The following is a 16,586-nucleotide window of genomic DNA, read 5'->3' on the forward strand; positions in this document are numbered from 1 at the left end:
CAACGGCAGCAGAAAGCGGATGGCGATGGACGCGGAGCACTGGGACCGGCTCGGAGCACTGCACACACGCGTCGAGCAGGAACTGGCACGAGCCCTGCAGAGGCACCACAGCATCGGGCTCTCCGAGTACCGCGCGCTGTCCCGACTGGCCGAGGCGGACGACGGTGAACTGCGCATGCAGGAGCTCGCCGACCTCATCGGCCTGAACCAGAGCTCGGTGAGCAGGCTCGCCTCCCGCCTGGAGTCCTCCGGCCTGACGCGCCGGGACCTGTGCCCCGACGACCGGCGCGGCGTCTACAGCGTCATCACCGAGGAGGGGCGGGAGGTGCAGAAGAAGGCGCGACCGACGTATGACGGCGCGCTGCGGGAGGCACTCGACGCCGCTGCCGCCGACGGGCACCTCGGCCCGCTGGTGGAATCCCTGCGGTCCTAACATGGCGGGCGTGCAGCCGAATTCAGAGTCCCCAGCGCCCCGCCCCCGCCGCGACGACGACCGTGAGATCGAGTCCCTGGAGGAGTTCGACCAGGTCGTCGCCGCGGGCAGTCTCGCCGGGCACCGCGTCCAGTCGGTCGATCTGACGGACCGCACCTTCGCGCTGCTCAGCACGGACACCACGGAAGCCGTGTTCCTCGGCTGCCGCATGGAGCCGGACGCCGCCGCGAAGATACGCGCCGGCGGCGCCCTGGTCTTCCCACCCATACCCGGCCTGCCCTTCGACCCGTACCGGGGCAGCCTGTACGCGCCGGAGGAGCTCTTCGCCGGGCTGATCGACGACGGCTACGACGCCACCCCGGACGCCCGCGCCTACCACTGGTACCAGCGGACCAAGTCGGACGGCGACATCTTCACCTCCATGCTGCGCAGCATCCACGACGACGCCGTCTCCGACGCACTGGACGAACTCCTCGACGGCGCACGGGTCGTGGGCGTCATGGGCGGGCACGCCCTGGAGCGCGGCTCCGCCTCCTACGCCGGCGCCGCCCGGCTCGGCCGCCGGCTGGCCCGCAACGGACTGACCGTCGCGACGGGCGGCGGCCCCGGCGCGATGGAGGCGGCGAACCTCGGGGCGTACGCCGCGCCCTTCGACGACGACATGCTCGACGCGGCCCTGGAAGTCCTCGCCAAGGCACCGCACTTCGCCCCCTCGGTCACCGACTGGGCACGCGCCGCCTTCGACGTGCGCCGGAGCCGGCTCGGCGGCGGCGCCTCGGTCGGCATCCCCACCTGGTTCTACGGGCACGAGCCGCCCAACGCCTTCGCGACCCACATCGCCAAGTACTTCGTCAACGCGGTGCGCGAGGACGGCCTGCTGGCGCGCTGCAACGCGGGGGTGGTGTTCCTGCCGGGCGCGGCCGGGACCGTACAGGAGATCTTCGACAACGCGACACCGAACTACTACGGGTCGCGGGGCGAGCCCACCCCGATGGTGCTGGTGAACCGCGCGCACTGGACGGCGAAGCTGCCTGCCTGGCCGCTGCTCCGGTCCCTGGCGGCGGACCGGGCCATGGAGAGCAGGATCGCCCTGGTCGACGCGGTGGACGAGGTGCCGGAGGCACTGGCCCGGCTCACGAACGGGAAGGCGAGCTGAGCGGCGCCGCCGCCCGCCCCACGGCGCTCACCGCGTATCTGCCGGTCCGAGGCAACTTCCGTCCCGAAATGCGCGTCTGCCAGGCCAGGTAATGAACAGGTAATGCAGACAGCGGGCGAACGGAGCTCTTGGTGATCATCGGCCTTCTGACGGCGGTGGCGGCGTCAGCCTGCTACGGCACGGGTTCGGTCCTCCAGGCGGTGGGATCGCGCAAGTCCGCCCGCCAAGAGGCGGCCAAGGCGTCCACCACCGGTGTCACCCAGCACGGCGGCCCCAGCCTCTCCTCCACCGCGAAGGCGGCGGTGACCTGGGAATTCATGGTGGGCACCGTGCTGGACTTCATCGGTTTCGGGCTCGGCGCACTGGCGGCGCGCCTGCTGCCGCTGTTCCTGTCCCAGACCGTGATCAGCGCCAACCTCGTGATCACCGCCGTCCTGAGCATCAAACTCCTCGGCATCCGGCTCAGCCGGGCCGAGTGGGGCTCGATCACCGTGGTCTGTGCGGCGCTGGTACTGCTCGCCACGGCGGCCGGGCCCGAGGGCAGCGGGCACACCCCGATCGCCACCCACTGGTGGCTGCTCGTCGCGTCCGTCGTGCTCATCGGCGGCGGCACGCTGATCGTGCGCCTAATGGGCGGCCGGGCGGCGATCCTCGCCGGTCTGCTCTCCGGCCTGGGCTTCGGCGCGCTCGGCGTCGGCGTACGGGTGCTGAACGGCGCCGACCCGTTCCACCTGCCCACCCTGCTCGCCGACCCCGCCCTGTACGCGATTCTCGTCGCGGGCCTCGGCGGGATGTACCTGCACACGGTCGCCCTGCAGATCGGCTCGGTCAACGGGGCGACGGCGGCGCTGGTGGTGGGCGAGACGGTGGTCCCCGGCATCCTCGGGGTGGTCTGGCTCGGGGACGCCTCCCGTCCGGGCTTCGCCTGGGTCGCCGTCCTCGGCTTCGTGGTGGCGGTGGCGGGGGCGGTCGCGGTCGCCTGGTTCGGCGAGCCGGAGCCGTCGGAGCAGGCCGCTACGGGCACGGAGCCCGGTACGAACAGGGAGCACCCCGGTGCGGGCCCGGCCACGGGCACGGACACCGAAGCCGGCCCCGGCCGCATCGCCGCCGACCCGGCCGCGCCCTCCCTCGCGGCGTCACCCAAGCGCTGACCTCACCGGCCCCGGCCCTGAACGGGGCGGGGCCACGCCCTCCTACCCGTCCGCCGCGCCCAGCACCACGACGTCCGGCGCGGCGAAGGCGATGCCCACCCGCTCCCCCGTCTCCGGCGCGTCACGCAGCGCGCAGGCCGCCTCCACCTGGGGGCCGCCGGACGGCTGGAGCAGCAGCGCGACATGGGTGCCGCGGAACGTCCGGGCGGCGACCGTGGCGGGCAGCCCCTCGGCCGCGGGGGTCAGCCGTACGCCGGCCGGGCGTACCAGCAGACGGCACGGGCCGTCGGGGGTGCCGTCCGGGACCGGTACCTTCCCCCAGGGTGTGGCCGCGGACTCGCCCTGCACGGTCGCCTCGACGACGTTGTCGAAGCCGAGGAAGCGGGCGACGAATTCCGTGGCCGGCCGCTGCCAGACCTCCAACGGGGTGCCGGTCTGCGCGATCCGCCCGTCCTGCATCACCACGACCCGGTCGGCGAGGGCGAACGCCTCGCCCTGGTCGTGGGTGACCGCCAGCACCGTCGTGCCCAACTCGCGGAAGAGGCGGCGGAGTTCCACGACCAGCCGCTCGCGCAGACCGCGGTCGAGCTGGCCGAGCGGCTCGTCCAGCATCAGCAGACGGGGGCTCGGTGCCAGCGCGCGGGCCAGCGCGACCCGCTGCTGTTCGCCGCCGGACAGGGAGGCCACTGCGCGCCGCTGGGCGCCCGGCAGCCCGACGAGATCCAGCAGGCCGGCAACCGTACGTTCCCGGTCGGCGCGCGCGGAGCCCCGCATCCGCAGCCCGAAGGCGACATTGCCCGCGACGTCGCGCTGCGGGAAGAGCTGGTGGTCCTGGAACATCAGGCCGACCCCGCGCCGGTGCGTGGGCACACCCCCCTGCTCCCTCCCCTCCAGCAACACCCGCCCCGCGTCGGCCTGTTGGAGCCCCGCGACCACACGCAGCAGGGTGGACTTCCCGCTGCCACTGGGCCCCAGTACGCACACGATCTCGTGCGCGGCGACGTCCAGGTCCACCGCGTCGAGGGCGGGCCGCCCGGAGTTGCCGAAGCGGACGGTGACGCCGTCCAGCCGCAGCAGCTGCGGTGGCCGCGGCGCCGTGGTCCCGTGCCGTGCGGTCATCTAGAACTCCCCGGAATGGTCGGTTCGGGCGCGCTCCAGGAGCAGCAGCGCACCGGCGCACACCACCATCAAGATGGTCGACAGGGCCATCGCCTGCCCGTAGTTGAGCTCCCCGGCACGTCCCAGCAGACGGGCCACCGCCACCGGGAGCGTCGGCTGATCCGGCCGTGCGATGAACACCGTCGCGCCGAACTCGCCGAGCGACACGGCGAACGCGAAGCCCGCGGCGATCAGCAGCGCCCGGCGCACCAGCGGCAGATCGACCTCCTGCCACACCCGCCACGGCGAGGCGCCGAGCACCGCGGCCGCCTCCCGCAGCCGTCCGTCGACGGCCCGCAGCACGGGCAGCATGGTCCGGACCACGAAAGGCACCCCGACCAGGGCCTGGGCGAGCGGCACCAGCCACCACGAGGCGCGCAGATCCAGCGGCGGCCGGTCGAGGGTGATCAGGAAACCGAAGCCCACGGTGACCGCGGAGACGCCGAGCGGCAGCATCAGCAGCGCGTCGAAACCCCGGACCAGCCGGCTGACCAGCGGCATCCGCCCGGACCGGCCGCGCCGCAGCCGGGGCAGCGTCAGCGCGGCGGCCGCCAGCCCACCCACCACCAGGGCGATCGCGGTGGCCGCGGCCCCGTAGGCGAGCGAGTTCCACAGGGCTTCCAGAGGGGCGACGGCGAAGGTGCTGTCGGCGGTCGCGGCGGAGCGCAGCGACGCGTAGAAGACCGTTCCGTAGCCGTCCGGCCCGGCGAACGACCGCTCCACGAGCACCGCCAGCGGCACGAGGAGCAGGACGGTGATGACCAGCAACGTTCCCCACAGCAGGGCCCACTGGCCGCGGCCGTGCGGCCGGCGTGCGGTGCGCGAGGCGTCCACCAGCCGCAGCGCCGATTCCCTGCGGCGTACGGTCCAGGCGTGCAGCGCCAGCACGCCCAGCACGGCGGCGAACTGGATCAGGGTGAGTACCGCGGCCGTCGGCAGGTCGAGGAAGTCCGCGGTCTGCCGGTAGATCTCCACCTCCAGCGTGGAGAAGGTGGGGCCGCCCAGGATCTGCACCACCCCGAAGGAGGTGAAGGTGAACAGAAAGACCATCAGGGCGGCGGCCGCGACGGCCGGCGCCAGCGCGGGCAGGGTCACCCGCCGCCAGGCCGCGAACCGCCCGGCGCCCAGCACCCGCGCCGCCTCCTCCTGCCGCGGGTCGAGCTGACCCCACAGGCCGCCGACGGTCCGTACCACCACCGCGTAGTTGAAGAAGACGTGCGCCAGCAGGATCGCCCATACCGAGGTGTCCAGGCGGACGCCCCACAGGTCGTCCAGCAGACCGCCCCGCCCGAGCAGCGCCAGGAAGGCCGAGCCGACGACGACGGTCGGCAGCACGAACGGCACCGCCACCACCGCCCGCAGCAGCTGTTTGCCGGGGAAGTCGAAGCGTGCGAAGACGTACGCGCCGGGCAGCGCGATCAGCAGCGTCAGGCCGGTGGAGGCCGCCGCCTGCCAGACGGTGAACCACAGGACGTGCGCGACGTCGGGGTCGGTGACCACGTCGCCGAACCGGCCGAGCTGCCACTGCCCGCCACTCTTCAGCCCGCGTCCGACGATCGCCACGACCGGGTAGGCGAAGAACAGCGCGAAGAAGGCGAGCGGCACCGCCATCAGGCCGAGCCGCACCGCCGTTCCCCGCGCGGGCCGCCCGCGCCGGGCGCCCGCGCCGTCCGCGGCGTCCGTGGGCGTTACTTCAGGACGAGCGAGGACCACTGCTTGATCCACTGTTCGCGGTTCTTGGTGATCGTCCCGGGGGCCAGCGTCGCGGGCTTGTCGATCTTCGCGCCGTACTTGGTGAACAGCTCCGGTACCTTGGCGTCCTCACGGGCCGGATTGACGAACATCTGCAGCGGCTCGTCCTCCTGGAACGTCCGGCTCAGCAGGAAGTCCAGCAGCGCCTTGCCGCCCTTCTCGTTCTTCGCGCCCTTCAGGAGCCCACCGAACTCGATCTGCCGGAAGCAGGTGCCGGTCGCGACGCCGGTCGGTGCCTCCGCGGGTGCGGGCTTCTTGCCGAGCACCTCGGCGGGCGGGCTGGAGGCGTAGGACACCACCAGCGGCTTGTCGCCCTTCTTCTTGCCGGCGGCGGAGCCGGAGAACCGGTCGTTGTACGCCTGCTCCCAGCCGTCGACGACCTCGATGCCGTTGGCCTTGAGCTTCTTCCAGTACCCCTGCCAGCCGTCGTTGCCGTACGCCGCGATGGTGGCCAGCTGGAAGGCGAGGCCGGGCGAGGAGGTGGCGGAGTTCTCCGTGACGAGCAGCCCCTTGTAGCGGGGCTTGACCAGGTCGTCGAAGGTCTTCGGGGGCGCGATCTTGTGCCGGGCGAAGTAGCCGCGGTCGTAGTTCACGCAGATGTCGCCGTAGTCGAGCGGCGTGACGCGGTGCCGCCCCTTGTCCAGCTGCAGCCCGGCCGGCACGTTCTCCAGCCCCTTGGCCTTGTACGGGGTGAAGAGGTCCTCGTCGAGGCCGCGCGACAGCAGGGTGTTGTCGATGCCGAAGAACACGTCCCCCTGGGGGTTGCCCTTCGACAGGATCGCCTGGTTGACGGCCTTGCCGGCATCCCCGCCCCGGAGGACCTTCACCTTGTAGCCGCTCTCCTTCTCGAACGCGGCGAGCACGGACTTGGAGGCGTTGAACGAGTCATGGCTGACGAGCGTGACGGTCTTGGCGTCCGCGCTCCCGCCGCCCGAGCCGCCGCACCCGGCGAGCGCGGTCATGCCGACCGCGGCGGCGACGGCCGAGGCGGCGATTCTGCTGGTGGTGCTCACTGATGTCCTCCTGGCTGGCCAGGAAGAGACGCGGCCCCACCCCGGGTCGGCGGCTCGCGACGTCCGGGGACGAAGGGAGCGGACCCGGGGCAGGGCGCAACAGCATGAGTAACGACCGAACTTCCTACCCGGAATGACCCGGGCGAGGTTCAAGGGTCTGCGGGCACCGTAGGACTACGACGCTCCCGCACTCTCAGCGCTGTGGCGCTCCCCTGTCGGAATGTGTATTTGTTCGATCACACAGTACCAGCGGGCGGTCAGCGTTCCGAGGCCGCCAGCTGCCCGCACGCACCGTCGATCTCCTGCCCGCGGGTGTCGCGAACCGTGACCGGAACCCCGTGCGCCTCGATGGCCCGCACGAACGCCCGCTCGTCCTCCGGGCGCGAGGCGGTCCACTTCGAGCCGGGCGTCGGGTTCAGCGGGATCAGGTTCACATGGACCCGCTTGCCCTTCAGCAGCCGTCCCAGGAGGTCACCGCGCCACGCCTGATCGTTGATGTCCCGGATCAGCGCGTACTCGATCGAGATGCGCCGCCCGGACTTCTCCGCGTACTCCCAGGCCGCGTCGAGCACCTCACGCACCTTCCAGCGCGTGTTGACGGGGACGAGCGTGTCCCGCAGCTCGTCGTCCGGCGCGTGCAGCGAGACCGCCAGCCGGCACTTGAAGCCCTCGTCGGCGAACCGCAGCATCGCCGGCACGAGACCGACCGTGGACACCGTGATGCCCCGCTGGGACAGCCCCAGCCCGTCCGGCTCGGGGTCCGTCAGCCGCCGGATGGCGCCGACCACCCGCTTGTAGTTGGCCAGCGGCTCGCCCATCCCCATGAAGACGATGTTGGACAGCCGCGCCGGCCCGCCCGGCACCTCGCCGTCGCGCAGCGCGCGCATCCCGTCGACGATCTGGTGCACGATCTCGGCGGTGGAGAGGTTACGGTCCAGCCCCGCCTGCCCCGTGGCGCAGAACGGGCAGTTCATACCGCAGCCGGCCTGCGAGGAGATGCACATCGTGACCCGGTCCGGGTAGCGCATCAGCACCGACTCGACGAGCGTCCCGTCGTGCAGCTTCCACAGCGTCTTGCGGGTGGTGTCGTCATCGCACGAAATGTGCCGTACGACCTTCATCAGGTCCGGCAGCAGCTCGCCCGCCAGCTTCTCGCGCGCCGCAGCCGGGATGTCGGTCCACTGCGCCGGGTCGTGCGCGTAACGGGCGAAGTAGTGCTGCGAGAGCTGCTTGGCACGGAACGGCTTCTCGCCGATCGCGGCCACCGCTTCGCGGCGCTCGGCAGGACTGAGATCGGCAAGGTGCCGAGGGGGCTTCTTGGCGCCACGAGGCGCGACGAACGTGAGTTCTCCGGGTGCAGGCATGGTCCGTCCAGTGTGGCAGATCGTCCGGGGAGGCCCGCCCGGAGCGGGGAGGGTACCGGCCCGACGGGCGCCGGAGCGGGCTCGTCGAAGCCTCCGGCGATCATGCGAGAGCCCCTCACACCAGCGGTTTCGCCGCTGAGGTGAGGGGCTTCCGGTGGTCAGGCGCGGTCAGCCCGCCCCGACGAAGACGACGTACAGCAGCCAGACCACGGGGGCGGTCGGCAGCAGGGAGTCGAGGCGGTCCATGATGCCGCCGTGGCCGGGGAGCAGGGTGCCCATGTCCTTGATGCCCAGGTCGCGCTTGATCATGGATTCGCCGAGGTCGCCGAGGGTGGCGCTGGCCGCGACCGCGAAGCCGAGGATCAGGCCCTGCCACCAGGCACCGTCCTTGATCAGGAACTGCATGCACAGGGCGCCGGCGACCATCGCGAAGAGCACCGCGCCGACCAGGCCCTCACGGGTCTTGCCGGGGCTGATGCGCGGCGCGAGCTTGTGCGTGCCGAAGCGCCAGCCGACGGCGTAGGCGCCGGTGTCGCTGACGACCGTCAGCAGCAGGAACGTCAGCACCCGCTGCGGCCCGTCGGCTCCGGCGGCGAGCATCAGCGCCACGAACGTCGCGAGGAAGGGCACGTAGAACGCCGCGAAGACGCCGGCGGTGACATCCCGCAGGTAGTTCTCGGGCGCCTCGGTCATCCGCCAGACCAGGACGGCCAGCGCGGTGAGCGCCATGGCCACCCACGCGCCCTCGGCGCCCCGTACGTATCCGGCGACGACCATGGCCGTCCCGCCGACCGCCAGCGGCACCAGCGGCACCCGGATGTCCTTGCGCTCCGCCAGCCGCGAGGTCAGCTCCCACAGGCCCACGACGACGGCGATCGCGATCACGCCGACGAACACGGGCTTGTAGACGAAGAGCGACGCGAGGATGACCACGCCGAGGCCGACACCGACCCCTATCGCGGCCCGCAGGTTGCGGCCCGCGCTCTTCTTCTTCGGCTTCTCAGAGTCCGCCGTGCGGTCGGACCCGGGAAAAGAGGTGGGCATGGGCTCCTGCGGCTTTTCATCGCGGAACAGGGGGCCGCTCAGGCGAGCAGCCCCCCGGTCGTCCGGGTCGTGCCGGTCATTCCGGATGTCCCGTTGTTCCCGGTCGTCGTCCTGGTGTCCGCCTGGCTCGGGCACGATCGGCATGGGCCGAGTCTGCGCCGCTTCACCCCAGTCGTGCACGGGACCCGCCGAGGGCGGCGCCGCCCCGCGAAGCGAGGAGGCCGGTCCGTGTTCGGGCGGTCCCCATCGGCCGGCGCCGGGCGAGGCCCCCCAGGATGACTCGTTCATCAGACCTCGAGGAGCTCGGTTTCCTTGTGCTTGAGCAGCTCGTCCACCTGCGCGACGTACTTCGCGGTGGTGTCGTCGAGCTCCTTCTCCGCACGGCGCACCTCGTCCTCGCCGGACTCCTTGTCCTTGACGAGCTTGTCCAGCGCCTCCTTGGCCTTGCGCCGGACGCTGCGGATCGAGATCTTCGAGTCCTCGGCCTTGTTCTTGGCGACCTTGATGAACTCCTTGCGGCGCTCCTCGGTCAGCTCGGGGAAGGTCACCCGGATGATGCTGCCGTCGTTGCTCGGGTTGACGCCGAGGTCGGAGTCGCGGATGGCCTGCTCGATGTTGCGCAGCGCGCTCTTGTCGAACGGGGTCACCACGGCCATGCGGGGCTCGGGAACCGAGAACGACGCCAGCTGGTTGATCGGCGTCATCGCGCCGTAGTAGTCAGCCACGATCTTGTTGAACATCGCCGGGTGCGCACGCCCGGTGCGGATCGCGGCGAAGTCCTCCTTGGCGACCACGACGGCCTTCTCCATCTTCTCCTCGGCCTCGAGGAGGATCTCTTCGATCACCACTTGCTCCTGGTCTTATCGGTAAGAAGCAGAGCCTCGCCCCTGCCGCGCGTCTTCTCCTGCACGGTGTCCGACCGGCAGGCGGTTGTCCATCCCCGTACCGAGGTCTTCCCCCGGCCGGGAGTTGCCGCCCGTACGGGCCGATGCCCGTACGGAATCACGGCAGTTGGGGCCGTCAGGCCCGGGTGTCCTGATCGCTGACGAGCGTGCCGATCTTCTCACCCTTCACCGCACGCGCGATGTTGCCCTCGGCGAGCAGTTCGAACACGAGGATCGGGAGCTTGTTGTCCCGGCACAGCGTGATGGCGGTGGCATCGGCGACCTTCAGGTCGCGGGCGATGACCTCGCCGTACTCGAGCGCGTCGAACTTCACCGCGTCGGGGTTCTTCTTGGGGTCGGAGTCGTAGACGCCGTCGACACCGTTCTTGCCCATCAGCATGGCCTCGGCGTCGATCTCCAGGGCGCGCTGGGCGGCCGTGGTGTCCGTGGAGAAGTACGGCATGCCCATGCCGGCGCCGAAGATCACGACCCGGCCCTTCTCCAGGTGGCGCACCGCGCGCAGCGGAATGTACGGCTCCGCCACCTGTCCCATGGTGATCGCCGTCTGGACGCGCGAGTCGATGCCTTCCTTCTCCAGGAAGTCCTGGAGGGCGAGGCAGTTCATCACTGTGCCGAGCATGCCCATGTAGTCGGACCGGGCCCGGTCCATGCCGCGCTGCTGGAGTTCGGCACCGCGGAAGAAGTTGCCGCCGCCGATCACGATGGCGATCTCGTAGCCGTCGCGCACCACGGCGGCGATCTCGCGGGCCATCGCGTGCACGACGTCGGGGTCGACACCGAGTCCGCCGCCGCCGGCGAAGGCTTCGCCAGACAGCTTCAGCAGGAAGCGTTGCCTGCCTCCGTGACCGGCATGGTCTGTGTGCGCGCCGTCGGCACCGTGATTCATTGAGCTCTCCTCGTGCACATACGAAGAAGGCCATTGCCGTGGGTCTGTTCCAGATCCCTGTGCGGCAATGGCCTCCTCGTCACATCTGCGGCCGGCCGTTGAGCGGCCGACTGCGTACGACCCTAGCGGGGTCGCAGGTCATTCGCTGCCTTGCGGCAGGCTCTCAGATGCCGACCTTGATGCGCGAGAAGCGCTTCAGGGTGACACCGGCCTCCTGGAGGACCTTCTCGACGGACTTCTTGTTGTCGAGCGCGTACGGCTGACCGAGCAGCGTCGCGTCCTTGAAGAAGCCGTTGAGGCGACCCTCGACGATCTTCGGCAGGGCGGCCTCGGGCTTGCCCTCCGCACGCGTGGTCTCCTCGGCGACGCGGCGCTCGGCCTCGACGACCTCGGCCGGGACGTCCTCCTTGGCGAGGTACTTCGGCGCGAAGGCGGCGATGTGCTGCGCGACACCCTTGGCGACCTCGGCGTTCTCCTTGTCGAGCTCGACGAGGACACCGATCTGCGGCGGCAGGTCAGGCATGGTGCGGTGCATGTACGCCGACACGTAGCCGCCGGAGAACTGCGCGAAGCGGTCCAGGACGATCTTCTCGCCCAGGGTGGCGTTGGCCTCGTCAACGAACGCCTGGACGGTCTTGCCGGCCTCGATCTCGGAGGCGAGCAGGGCCTCGAGGTCGGCCGGGGAGGTCTTCGCGACGTGCGCAGCGATCTCGTTGGCGACGGCCTGGAACTTGTCACCCTTGGCGACGAAGTCCGTCTCGCACTTCAGCTCGACGATGACGCCGGAGGTGTTGTCGTCCGCGATCAGCGAAACCACGGCGCCGTTCTCGGCGGAGCGGCCCTCACGCTTGGCGACGCCCTTCTGGCCCTTGATGCGCAGCGCCTCGACGGCCTTGTCGACGTTGCCCTCGGCCTCGTCCAGGGCCTTCTTGCAGTCCATCATGCCGGCGCCGGTGAGCTCGCGGAGCTTCTTGACGTCAGCGGCGGTGTAGTTCGCCATGGTCTGTGAATCTCTTCTCGAAATCTCGAAGTCGAAAGATCTACGGGTGGACGGCGGGGGCGGCGCTCGTGGCGCCCTCCCCCGCCGTCATCGCCGGTTCTGAGGTCAGGCCTGCTCGGCGTCCGCCGGCTTCTCGGCCTCGGCGGCCGGGGCCTCAGCGGCCGGGGCCTCGGCGGGCTTCTCAGCAGCGTCCTCGGAGTCTGCCTTCTTCTCACCCTCGAGCAGGTCGCGCTCCCACTCGGCCAGCGGCTCAGCGGCAGCCTTGTCGCCGGGCTTCTGGTCGCCGGTGGCGGCACCGGAGCGGGCGATGAGGCCCTCGGCGACGGCGTCGGCGATCACGCGGGTGAGCAGGGTGACGGAGCGGATCGCGTCGTCGTTGCCCGGGATCTTGTAGTCGACCTCGTCCGGGTCGCAGTTGGTGTCGAGGATCGCGACGACCGGGATGTTGAGCTTGCGCGCCTCACCGACGGCGATGTGCTCCTTCTTGGTGTCCACGATCCAGACGGCGCTGGGCACCTTCTGCATCTCGCGGATACCACCGAGGGTCTTCTCCAGCTTGGCCTTCTCGCGGGAGAGAACCAGGAGCTCCTTCTTGGTGAGGCCGGACGCGGCCACATCCTCGAAGTCGATCTGCTCGAGCTCCTTCAGGCGCTGCAGGCGCTTGTAGACGGTCGAGAAGTTGGTCAGCATGCCGCCGAGCCAGCGCTGGTTCACGTAGGGCATGCCCACGCGGGTCGCCTGCTCGGCAATGGCCTCCTGGGCCTGCTTCTTCGTGCCGACGAACATGACCGAGCCGCCGTGGGCGACGGTCTCCTTGACGAACTCGTAGGCGCGGTCGATGTACGACAGCGACTGGAGCAGGTCGATGATGTAGATGCCGTTGCGCTCCGTGAAGATGAAGCGCTTCATCTTCGGGTTCCAGCGGCGGGTCTGGTGCCCGAAGTGGACGCCGCTCTCCAGCAGCTCCCGCATCGTGACGACGGCCATGGCCGTACTCCTTGTTGTGCTCGGTTCCACTGCGGCCGGTCGGCCGCGGTGCCTGACGCCCCGACGCGCCTGCCGGGGAAGACACCTTGCGGAGCCGTCCGAGGACCGAGGAGCGCGGCCGTCGTGCTGCCCGAACGGGACTGGGCACTTACGGCGGGGCGTGCGAAGTCGACCCGGTGACCCGGATCGCCATCAGAAGTGTACGGGACTGCCGATGCACCGGGCGACACGCACCATTTCGAGCCCCGGCCGAGTGAGCCCGGAAGCCCGACCGAGTGACAACCGGGGGCCGACCGGGTGAGGCGACGGCGCGGGGAGCCGGCCGAATACTCGGCCTCGGACAAGCGGGATCCCCCTCCCGGGTGACGCCGTTTTCCACAAGCCGCCCTTCGTCCACAGCTCCGGACCAAGATCCGCACGCCGCACCCGGCCTACGCCACTGTCGAGCCATGCGACGACAGACCCGAGAAACACACCGACCCACCCGACACCCGCGCCGCCCCCTCCACGGCACGCAGCCGCCGCGCCCCGTGCGAGGCGCGCGGCTCAAGAACGGGGCCGCCCGCCGGGGCACACTCCCTCGATTCCTCCGGCGCGCGCAGACCACGAGCCGGGGCAATCCCCACCACGGGCAGCGCCCCGCTCCCCCACCCACCACTCCCCGGCGCGCACCCTTACGCCCACTTCCCCACCAGCAGCCACGCACCCCCGGCGCCAGCTGCTTCTTCCCCGCCCGCGCGGCGACCGCACTCCTGACCCCCGCCACGGCCGCGCTGCTCCTCACCCTCCCGACAGCAACCGCGACCGTCCTCCCCCAGCCGTCTCCCGCGACGGCCCCACCCCTGGCGGCCACGGCGACGGCAACGACGGCGCGGCCGATCGCGTACACCGGAACACCCACACGCGGACGGACACGAGAAGCAACAGGGGGCCGGGACGTCCGGCACGGCGAGCGGCAGGAGGCCGGCCGGACGGGACAGCTGGCGGACCGGGCCTGGCCGGTGGACGGGAAGGGGCGGAGCGGCATACGGCCCACGGTGCTACGCGGCTGGGAACCGCCCCCGGCTCCCTGGGCCGCCGGGCACCGGGGCGTGGACCTGGCCTCCCCGGTCGGCGCGACCGTACGGTCCGCCGCGCCGGGCCGCGTGACCTACGCCGGGAAGGTCGCCGACCGTGGCGTCCTGACCATCGAACTGTCCCCCTCCGGCCGCCCGCCCTTACGAACCACGTACGAACCCGTACGCGCCACGGTCCACAAGGGCCAGCGCGTTGCTGCGGGCCAACCGGTCGGTGAACTGCAGCGCGGCCCGTTCCACTGCCGCGAACCGTGCCTCCACTGGGGCCTGCGCCGCGGCAAGACCTACCTGGATCCCCTGTCCCTACTGCCCCCGAGCATGCGCAACGGCGGCCCGTCCCGCCTGCTGCCGGTCTTCGGAGTCCCCCTGCCCGCCGACGGCCCCACCGGCCGCCGACTGCCGGGACCACCGAAGTCCGCAGCCGAGGAGACCAGGTCGAAACCGTCGGGCGCCGCTCTGACCGGGGCAGTCGCGCTCGCGGCCGCAACCCTCTGGGCCGTCGGCCGACTCTCGCCCCCTCGCTCGGCGAGAAAACGTGCCCACGCGGGGCACAAGGGCGCGCGTACTGCCGGGAAGGGAGGCCCCGAGGAGCACGTTTCCGCAGGCAGGGCGCGTGCCGCTGGGCCGACGACGTGAGCGGGCCCAGGTGCCAGCCGACAAGTGGGCAGAGCGGGAGGAGCCCGGAACACGGCACCGGGAAAAACGGGGGGCGCGCGGGGCGCGGGGCTCGGAGACCGGGCGCCGGTGGAGACCGAGTGCCGTTAGGGCATGGCCCGGTCGGCGGGGCCCGGCGACACGACGGGCCCGACGGCACAGCAGCGGCGTCGCGCCCTGCCCCGGGCCAGGTGTCACCAAGCCGACCAGGTGTCACCGGGCAGCAAGGCACGCCGAGGCCGCGGGCGCCCGGCCGCGCGGAGCCGGCTGCGGGCTGCGGGCTGCGGGCTGCGGGCTGCGGGCTGCGGGCTGCGGGCTGCGGGCTGCGGGCTGCGCAGACAACTTGAGGCGGGTGTGGAGGGGGTGGGGAGGGGGGTGGGGGGTGGGGGCCCCGGGGGGGCCGAGGCTACGGGCTAGGGGTGGGACACCCCGCGGAGGGCCATGGTGACCGCTGCCTCGGTGATGTCGGTCGGGTCTTCCGCGGCGCCGAGTTCGATGCGGCGGACCGCGGCGTCGACGACGCCCTGGAGGAGCATGGCCGCGAGCCGGGGCTGTTCGTGACCGAGGGCGGCGAGCGCCTCGACGATCATGGCGATGAGCCCGCCGTGCGCCGCGCGGATCTTCTCGCGTGCGCCCGCGTCCAGCTCGCCGGCCGAGATGGCGACGACGGCACGGTGGCGCCGGTCACCGACCAGTGCCAGCTGCCGGCGCACATACGCCTCGATCTTCTCCTCGGGACGCTCGACGCGCTCCATCGCCGCCGCGACCTCGGCGGCCCACACAGGGAAGTCGACGGCGCACAGCTCTTCGACGACGGCCGCTCGCGAGCGGAAGTACTCGTACACGGAGGAGCGCGCGAGTCCCGTCCGCTCGGCGAGGGCGGGGAAGGTCAGCGCTTCCGTTCCGCCCTCGGACAGCAGGGTGCGAGCGGCGTCCAACAGGGCGCCGCGCTGCATGGTCCGGTGCTCGGCCACAGAGGCCGCTCGAATCCTGGGCACGCCCCCACTCTACGGATGGGGCCCCGGCCGCGGCACTCCGCATGGCGACACGATGTGCGCGGGCCAGGCCGGCGGGCCGTGTTTCAGCGGCCGACGTCGGCGAGTTTCGCCCTGAGCTGGAGTACGGACTTGGTGTGGATCTGGCTGACCCTGCTCTCCGTGACGCCGAGGACGTTGCCGATCTCGGCGAGCGTGAGGCCCTCGTAGTAGTAGAGGGTGACCACGGTCTTCTCCCGGTCGGGGAGGGTGTTGATGGCCCGTGCCAGGAGCCGTCTCAGTTCGCGGTCCTCGGCGATCTCGACGGGGTTCTCGGCGGCCGTGTCCTCGAGGGTGTCCATCAGGCTCAGCCGTTCACCGCCCTCGCCACCGACGTGCAGGAGCTCTTCCAGCGCCACCACGTTCGCCAGGGACAGCTGGCTGAACACTCCGTGGAGCTCCTCCAGCGCGATGCCCATCTCCTCGGCGACCTCTGCCTCCGTGGGAGTGCGGCGCAGCTGGGCCTCGAGGGTGGCGTAGGCGCGCTCGACGGCGCGGGCCTTCTGGCGTACGGAGCGTGGGATCCAGTCCAGGGCGCGCAGTTCGTCGATCATCGCGCCGCGGATGCGGGTGATGGCGTAGGTCTCGAATTTGATGGAGCGTTCGGGGTCGAACTTCTCGATGGCGTCGATCAGGCCGAAGACTCCCGAGGACACGAAGTCGGCCTGCTCCACGTTGGGCGGCAGACCGACGCTGACGCGGCCGGCGACGTATTTGACGAGTGGCGAGTAGTGCAGGATCAGTTGTTCCCGCAGCCTGCCGTCGCCCGATGCCTTGTAGGAGCGCCACAGCTCGTCGAGGGAGCTGGGCGCGGCGGGGCGCACGCTGCCGCGCGCGGCGGGTGGTACTGCCGCGCGGTCAGACCCGGAGGTGTGCTGGGGCATTCGTCGCCTTGAGCCGTTCTGCCGAGACGTGGGTGGGTGGATGCATGAGGGTTGAATTGCCTGTGAGCGTAGCGTGACCGGAGTGTTGC

The 16,586-nt window shown here is 71.3% G+C and carries 15 protein-coding genes; 4 read left to right on the forward strand and 11 right to left on the reverse strand.

The window, feature by feature from the left end:
* Nucleotides 1–25 precede the first annotated feature (25 nt).
* The 3 genes from SL103_RS27740 (at nucleotide 26) to SL103_RS27750 (ending at nucleotide 2,740) form a co-directional block, all read left to right on the forward strand.
* Nucleotides 26–433, forward strand: a complete 408-nt coding sequence (locus SL103_RS27740) for a MarR family winged helix-turn-helix transcriptional regulator (protein ID WP_069574171.1) — start codon at nucleotides 26–28, stop codon at nucleotides 431–433.
* A gap of 1 nt (nucleotide 434) precedes the next feature.
* Complete coding sequence (locus SL103_RS27745; protein WP_069571655.1) at nucleotides 435–1,589, forward strand: LOG family protein; 1,155 nt, start codon at nucleotides 435–437, stop codon at nucleotides 1,587–1,589.
* Nucleotides 1,590–1,720: 131 nt separating this feature from the next.
* Nucleotides 1,721–2,740 carry a hypothetical protein gene (locus tag SL103_RS27750; RefSeq protein ID WP_069574173.1) on the forward strand — a complete coding sequence of 340 codons (1,020 nt, stop codon included), beginning with the start codon at nucleotides 1,721–1,723 and terminating at the stop codon, nucleotides 2,738–2,740.
* A gap of 42 nt (nucleotides 2,741–2,782) precedes the next feature.
* Here SL103_RS27750 and SL103_RS27755 read toward each other — a convergent pair whose 3' ends face one another.
* The 9 genes from SL103_RS27755 to rpsB form a co-directional block, all read right to left on the reverse strand.
* Nucleotides 2,783–3,859, reverse strand: coding sequence for an ABC transporter ATP-binding protein (locus SL103_RS27755; protein WP_069571656.1), 1,077 nt, complete (start codon nucleotides 3,857–3,859; stop codon nucleotides 2,783–2,785).
* On the reverse strand, nucleotides 3,860–5,509 hold the full coding sequence (locus SL103_RS27760; RefSeq protein WP_164492970.1) for an ABC transporter permease: 1,650 nt from the start codon (nucleotides 5,507–5,509) through the stop codon (nucleotides 3,860–3,862).
* Between the two features lie 77 nt (nucleotides 5,510–5,586).
* Complete coding sequence (locus SL103_RS27765) at nucleotides 5,587–6,663, reverse strand: thiamine ABC transporter substrate-binding protein (protein WP_208869968.1); 1,077 nt, start codon at nucleotides 6,661–6,663, stop codon at nucleotides 5,587–5,589.
* 257 nt (nucleotides 6,664–6,920) lie between these two features.
* The gene (rlmN, locus tag SL103_RS27770) at nucleotides 6,921–8,027 is read right to left on the reverse strand and encodes a 23S rRNA (adenine(2503)-C(2))-methyltransferase RlmN (RefSeq protein WP_069571658.1); all 1,107 of its coding nucleotides are present in this window, start codon (nucleotides 8,025–8,027) and stop codon (nucleotides 6,921–6,923) included.
* 168 nt (nucleotides 8,028–8,195) lie between these two features.
* Nucleotides 8,196–9,359, reverse strand: a complete 1,164-nt coding sequence (locus SL103_RS27775) for a phosphatidate cytidylyltransferase (RefSeq protein ID WP_079146018.1) — start codon at nucleotides 9,357–9,359, stop codon at nucleotides 8,196–8,198.
* Nucleotides 9,359–9,916, reverse strand: coding sequence for a ribosome recycling factor (gene frr / locus SL103_RS27780; RefSeq protein ID WP_069571659.1), 558 nt, complete (start codon nucleotides 9,914–9,916; stop codon nucleotides 9,359–9,361). Before frr ends, SL103_RS27775 begins: the two co-directional genes overlap by 1 nt.
* A 175-nt stretch (nucleotides 9,917–10,091) precedes the next feature.
* Nucleotides 10,092–10,862: a UMP kinase gene (gene pyrH, locus SL103_RS27785; RefSeq protein WP_069571660.1), complete on the reverse strand. Its 771-nt coding sequence runs from the start codon at nucleotides 10,860–10,862 to the stop codon at nucleotides 10,092–10,094.
* A 163-nt stretch (nucleotides 10,863–11,025) separates the two neighbouring features.
* Complete coding sequence (gene tsf / locus SL103_RS27790) at nucleotides 11,026–11,862, reverse strand: translation elongation factor Ts (protein ID WP_069571661.1); 837 nt, start codon at nucleotides 11,860–11,862, stop codon at nucleotides 11,026–11,028.
* A 105-nt stretch (nucleotides 11,863–11,967) separates the two neighbouring features.
* Nucleotides 11,968–12,849: a 30S ribosomal protein S2 gene (gene rpsB, locus SL103_RS27795; RefSeq protein WP_069571662.1), complete on the reverse strand. Its 882-nt coding sequence runs from the start codon at nucleotides 12,847–12,849 to the stop codon at nucleotides 11,968–11,970.
* A gap of 449 nt (nucleotides 12,850–13,298) precedes the next feature.
* On the opposite strand from rpsB, the gene SL103_RS36535 reads away from it, so the two are divergent.
* Entirely contained in the window at nucleotides 13,299–14,561 is a 1,263-nt protein-coding gene (locus SL103_RS36535; protein ID WP_079146019.1) for a M23 family metallopeptidase, read from the forward strand.
* 431 nt (nucleotides 14,562–14,992) lie between these two features.
* Here SL103_RS36535 and SL103_RS27800 read toward each other — a convergent pair whose 3' ends face one another.
* Both SL103_RS27800 and whiG read right to left on the reverse strand, forming a co-directional pair.
* Entirely contained in the window at nucleotides 14,993–15,535 is a 543-nt protein-coding gene (locus SL103_RS27800; protein WP_069574179.1) for a TetR/AcrR family transcriptional regulator, read from the reverse strand.
* A gap of 125 nt (nucleotides 15,536–15,660) precedes the next feature.
* Nucleotides 15,661–16,497 carry an RNA polymerase sigma factor WhiG gene (whiG, locus tag SL103_RS27805; RefSeq protein WP_069571663.1) on the reverse strand — a complete coding sequence of 279 codons (837 nt, stop codon included), beginning with the start codon at nucleotides 16,495–16,497 and terminating at the stop codon, nucleotides 15,661–15,663.
* Nucleotides 16,498–16,586: the final 89 nt, after the last annotated feature.

Source organism: Streptomyces lydicus, assembly GCF_001729485.1.
Taxonomy (GTDB): Bacteria; Actinomycetota; Actinomycetes; order Streptomycetales; family Streptomycetaceae; genus Streptomyces; species Streptomyces lydicus_D.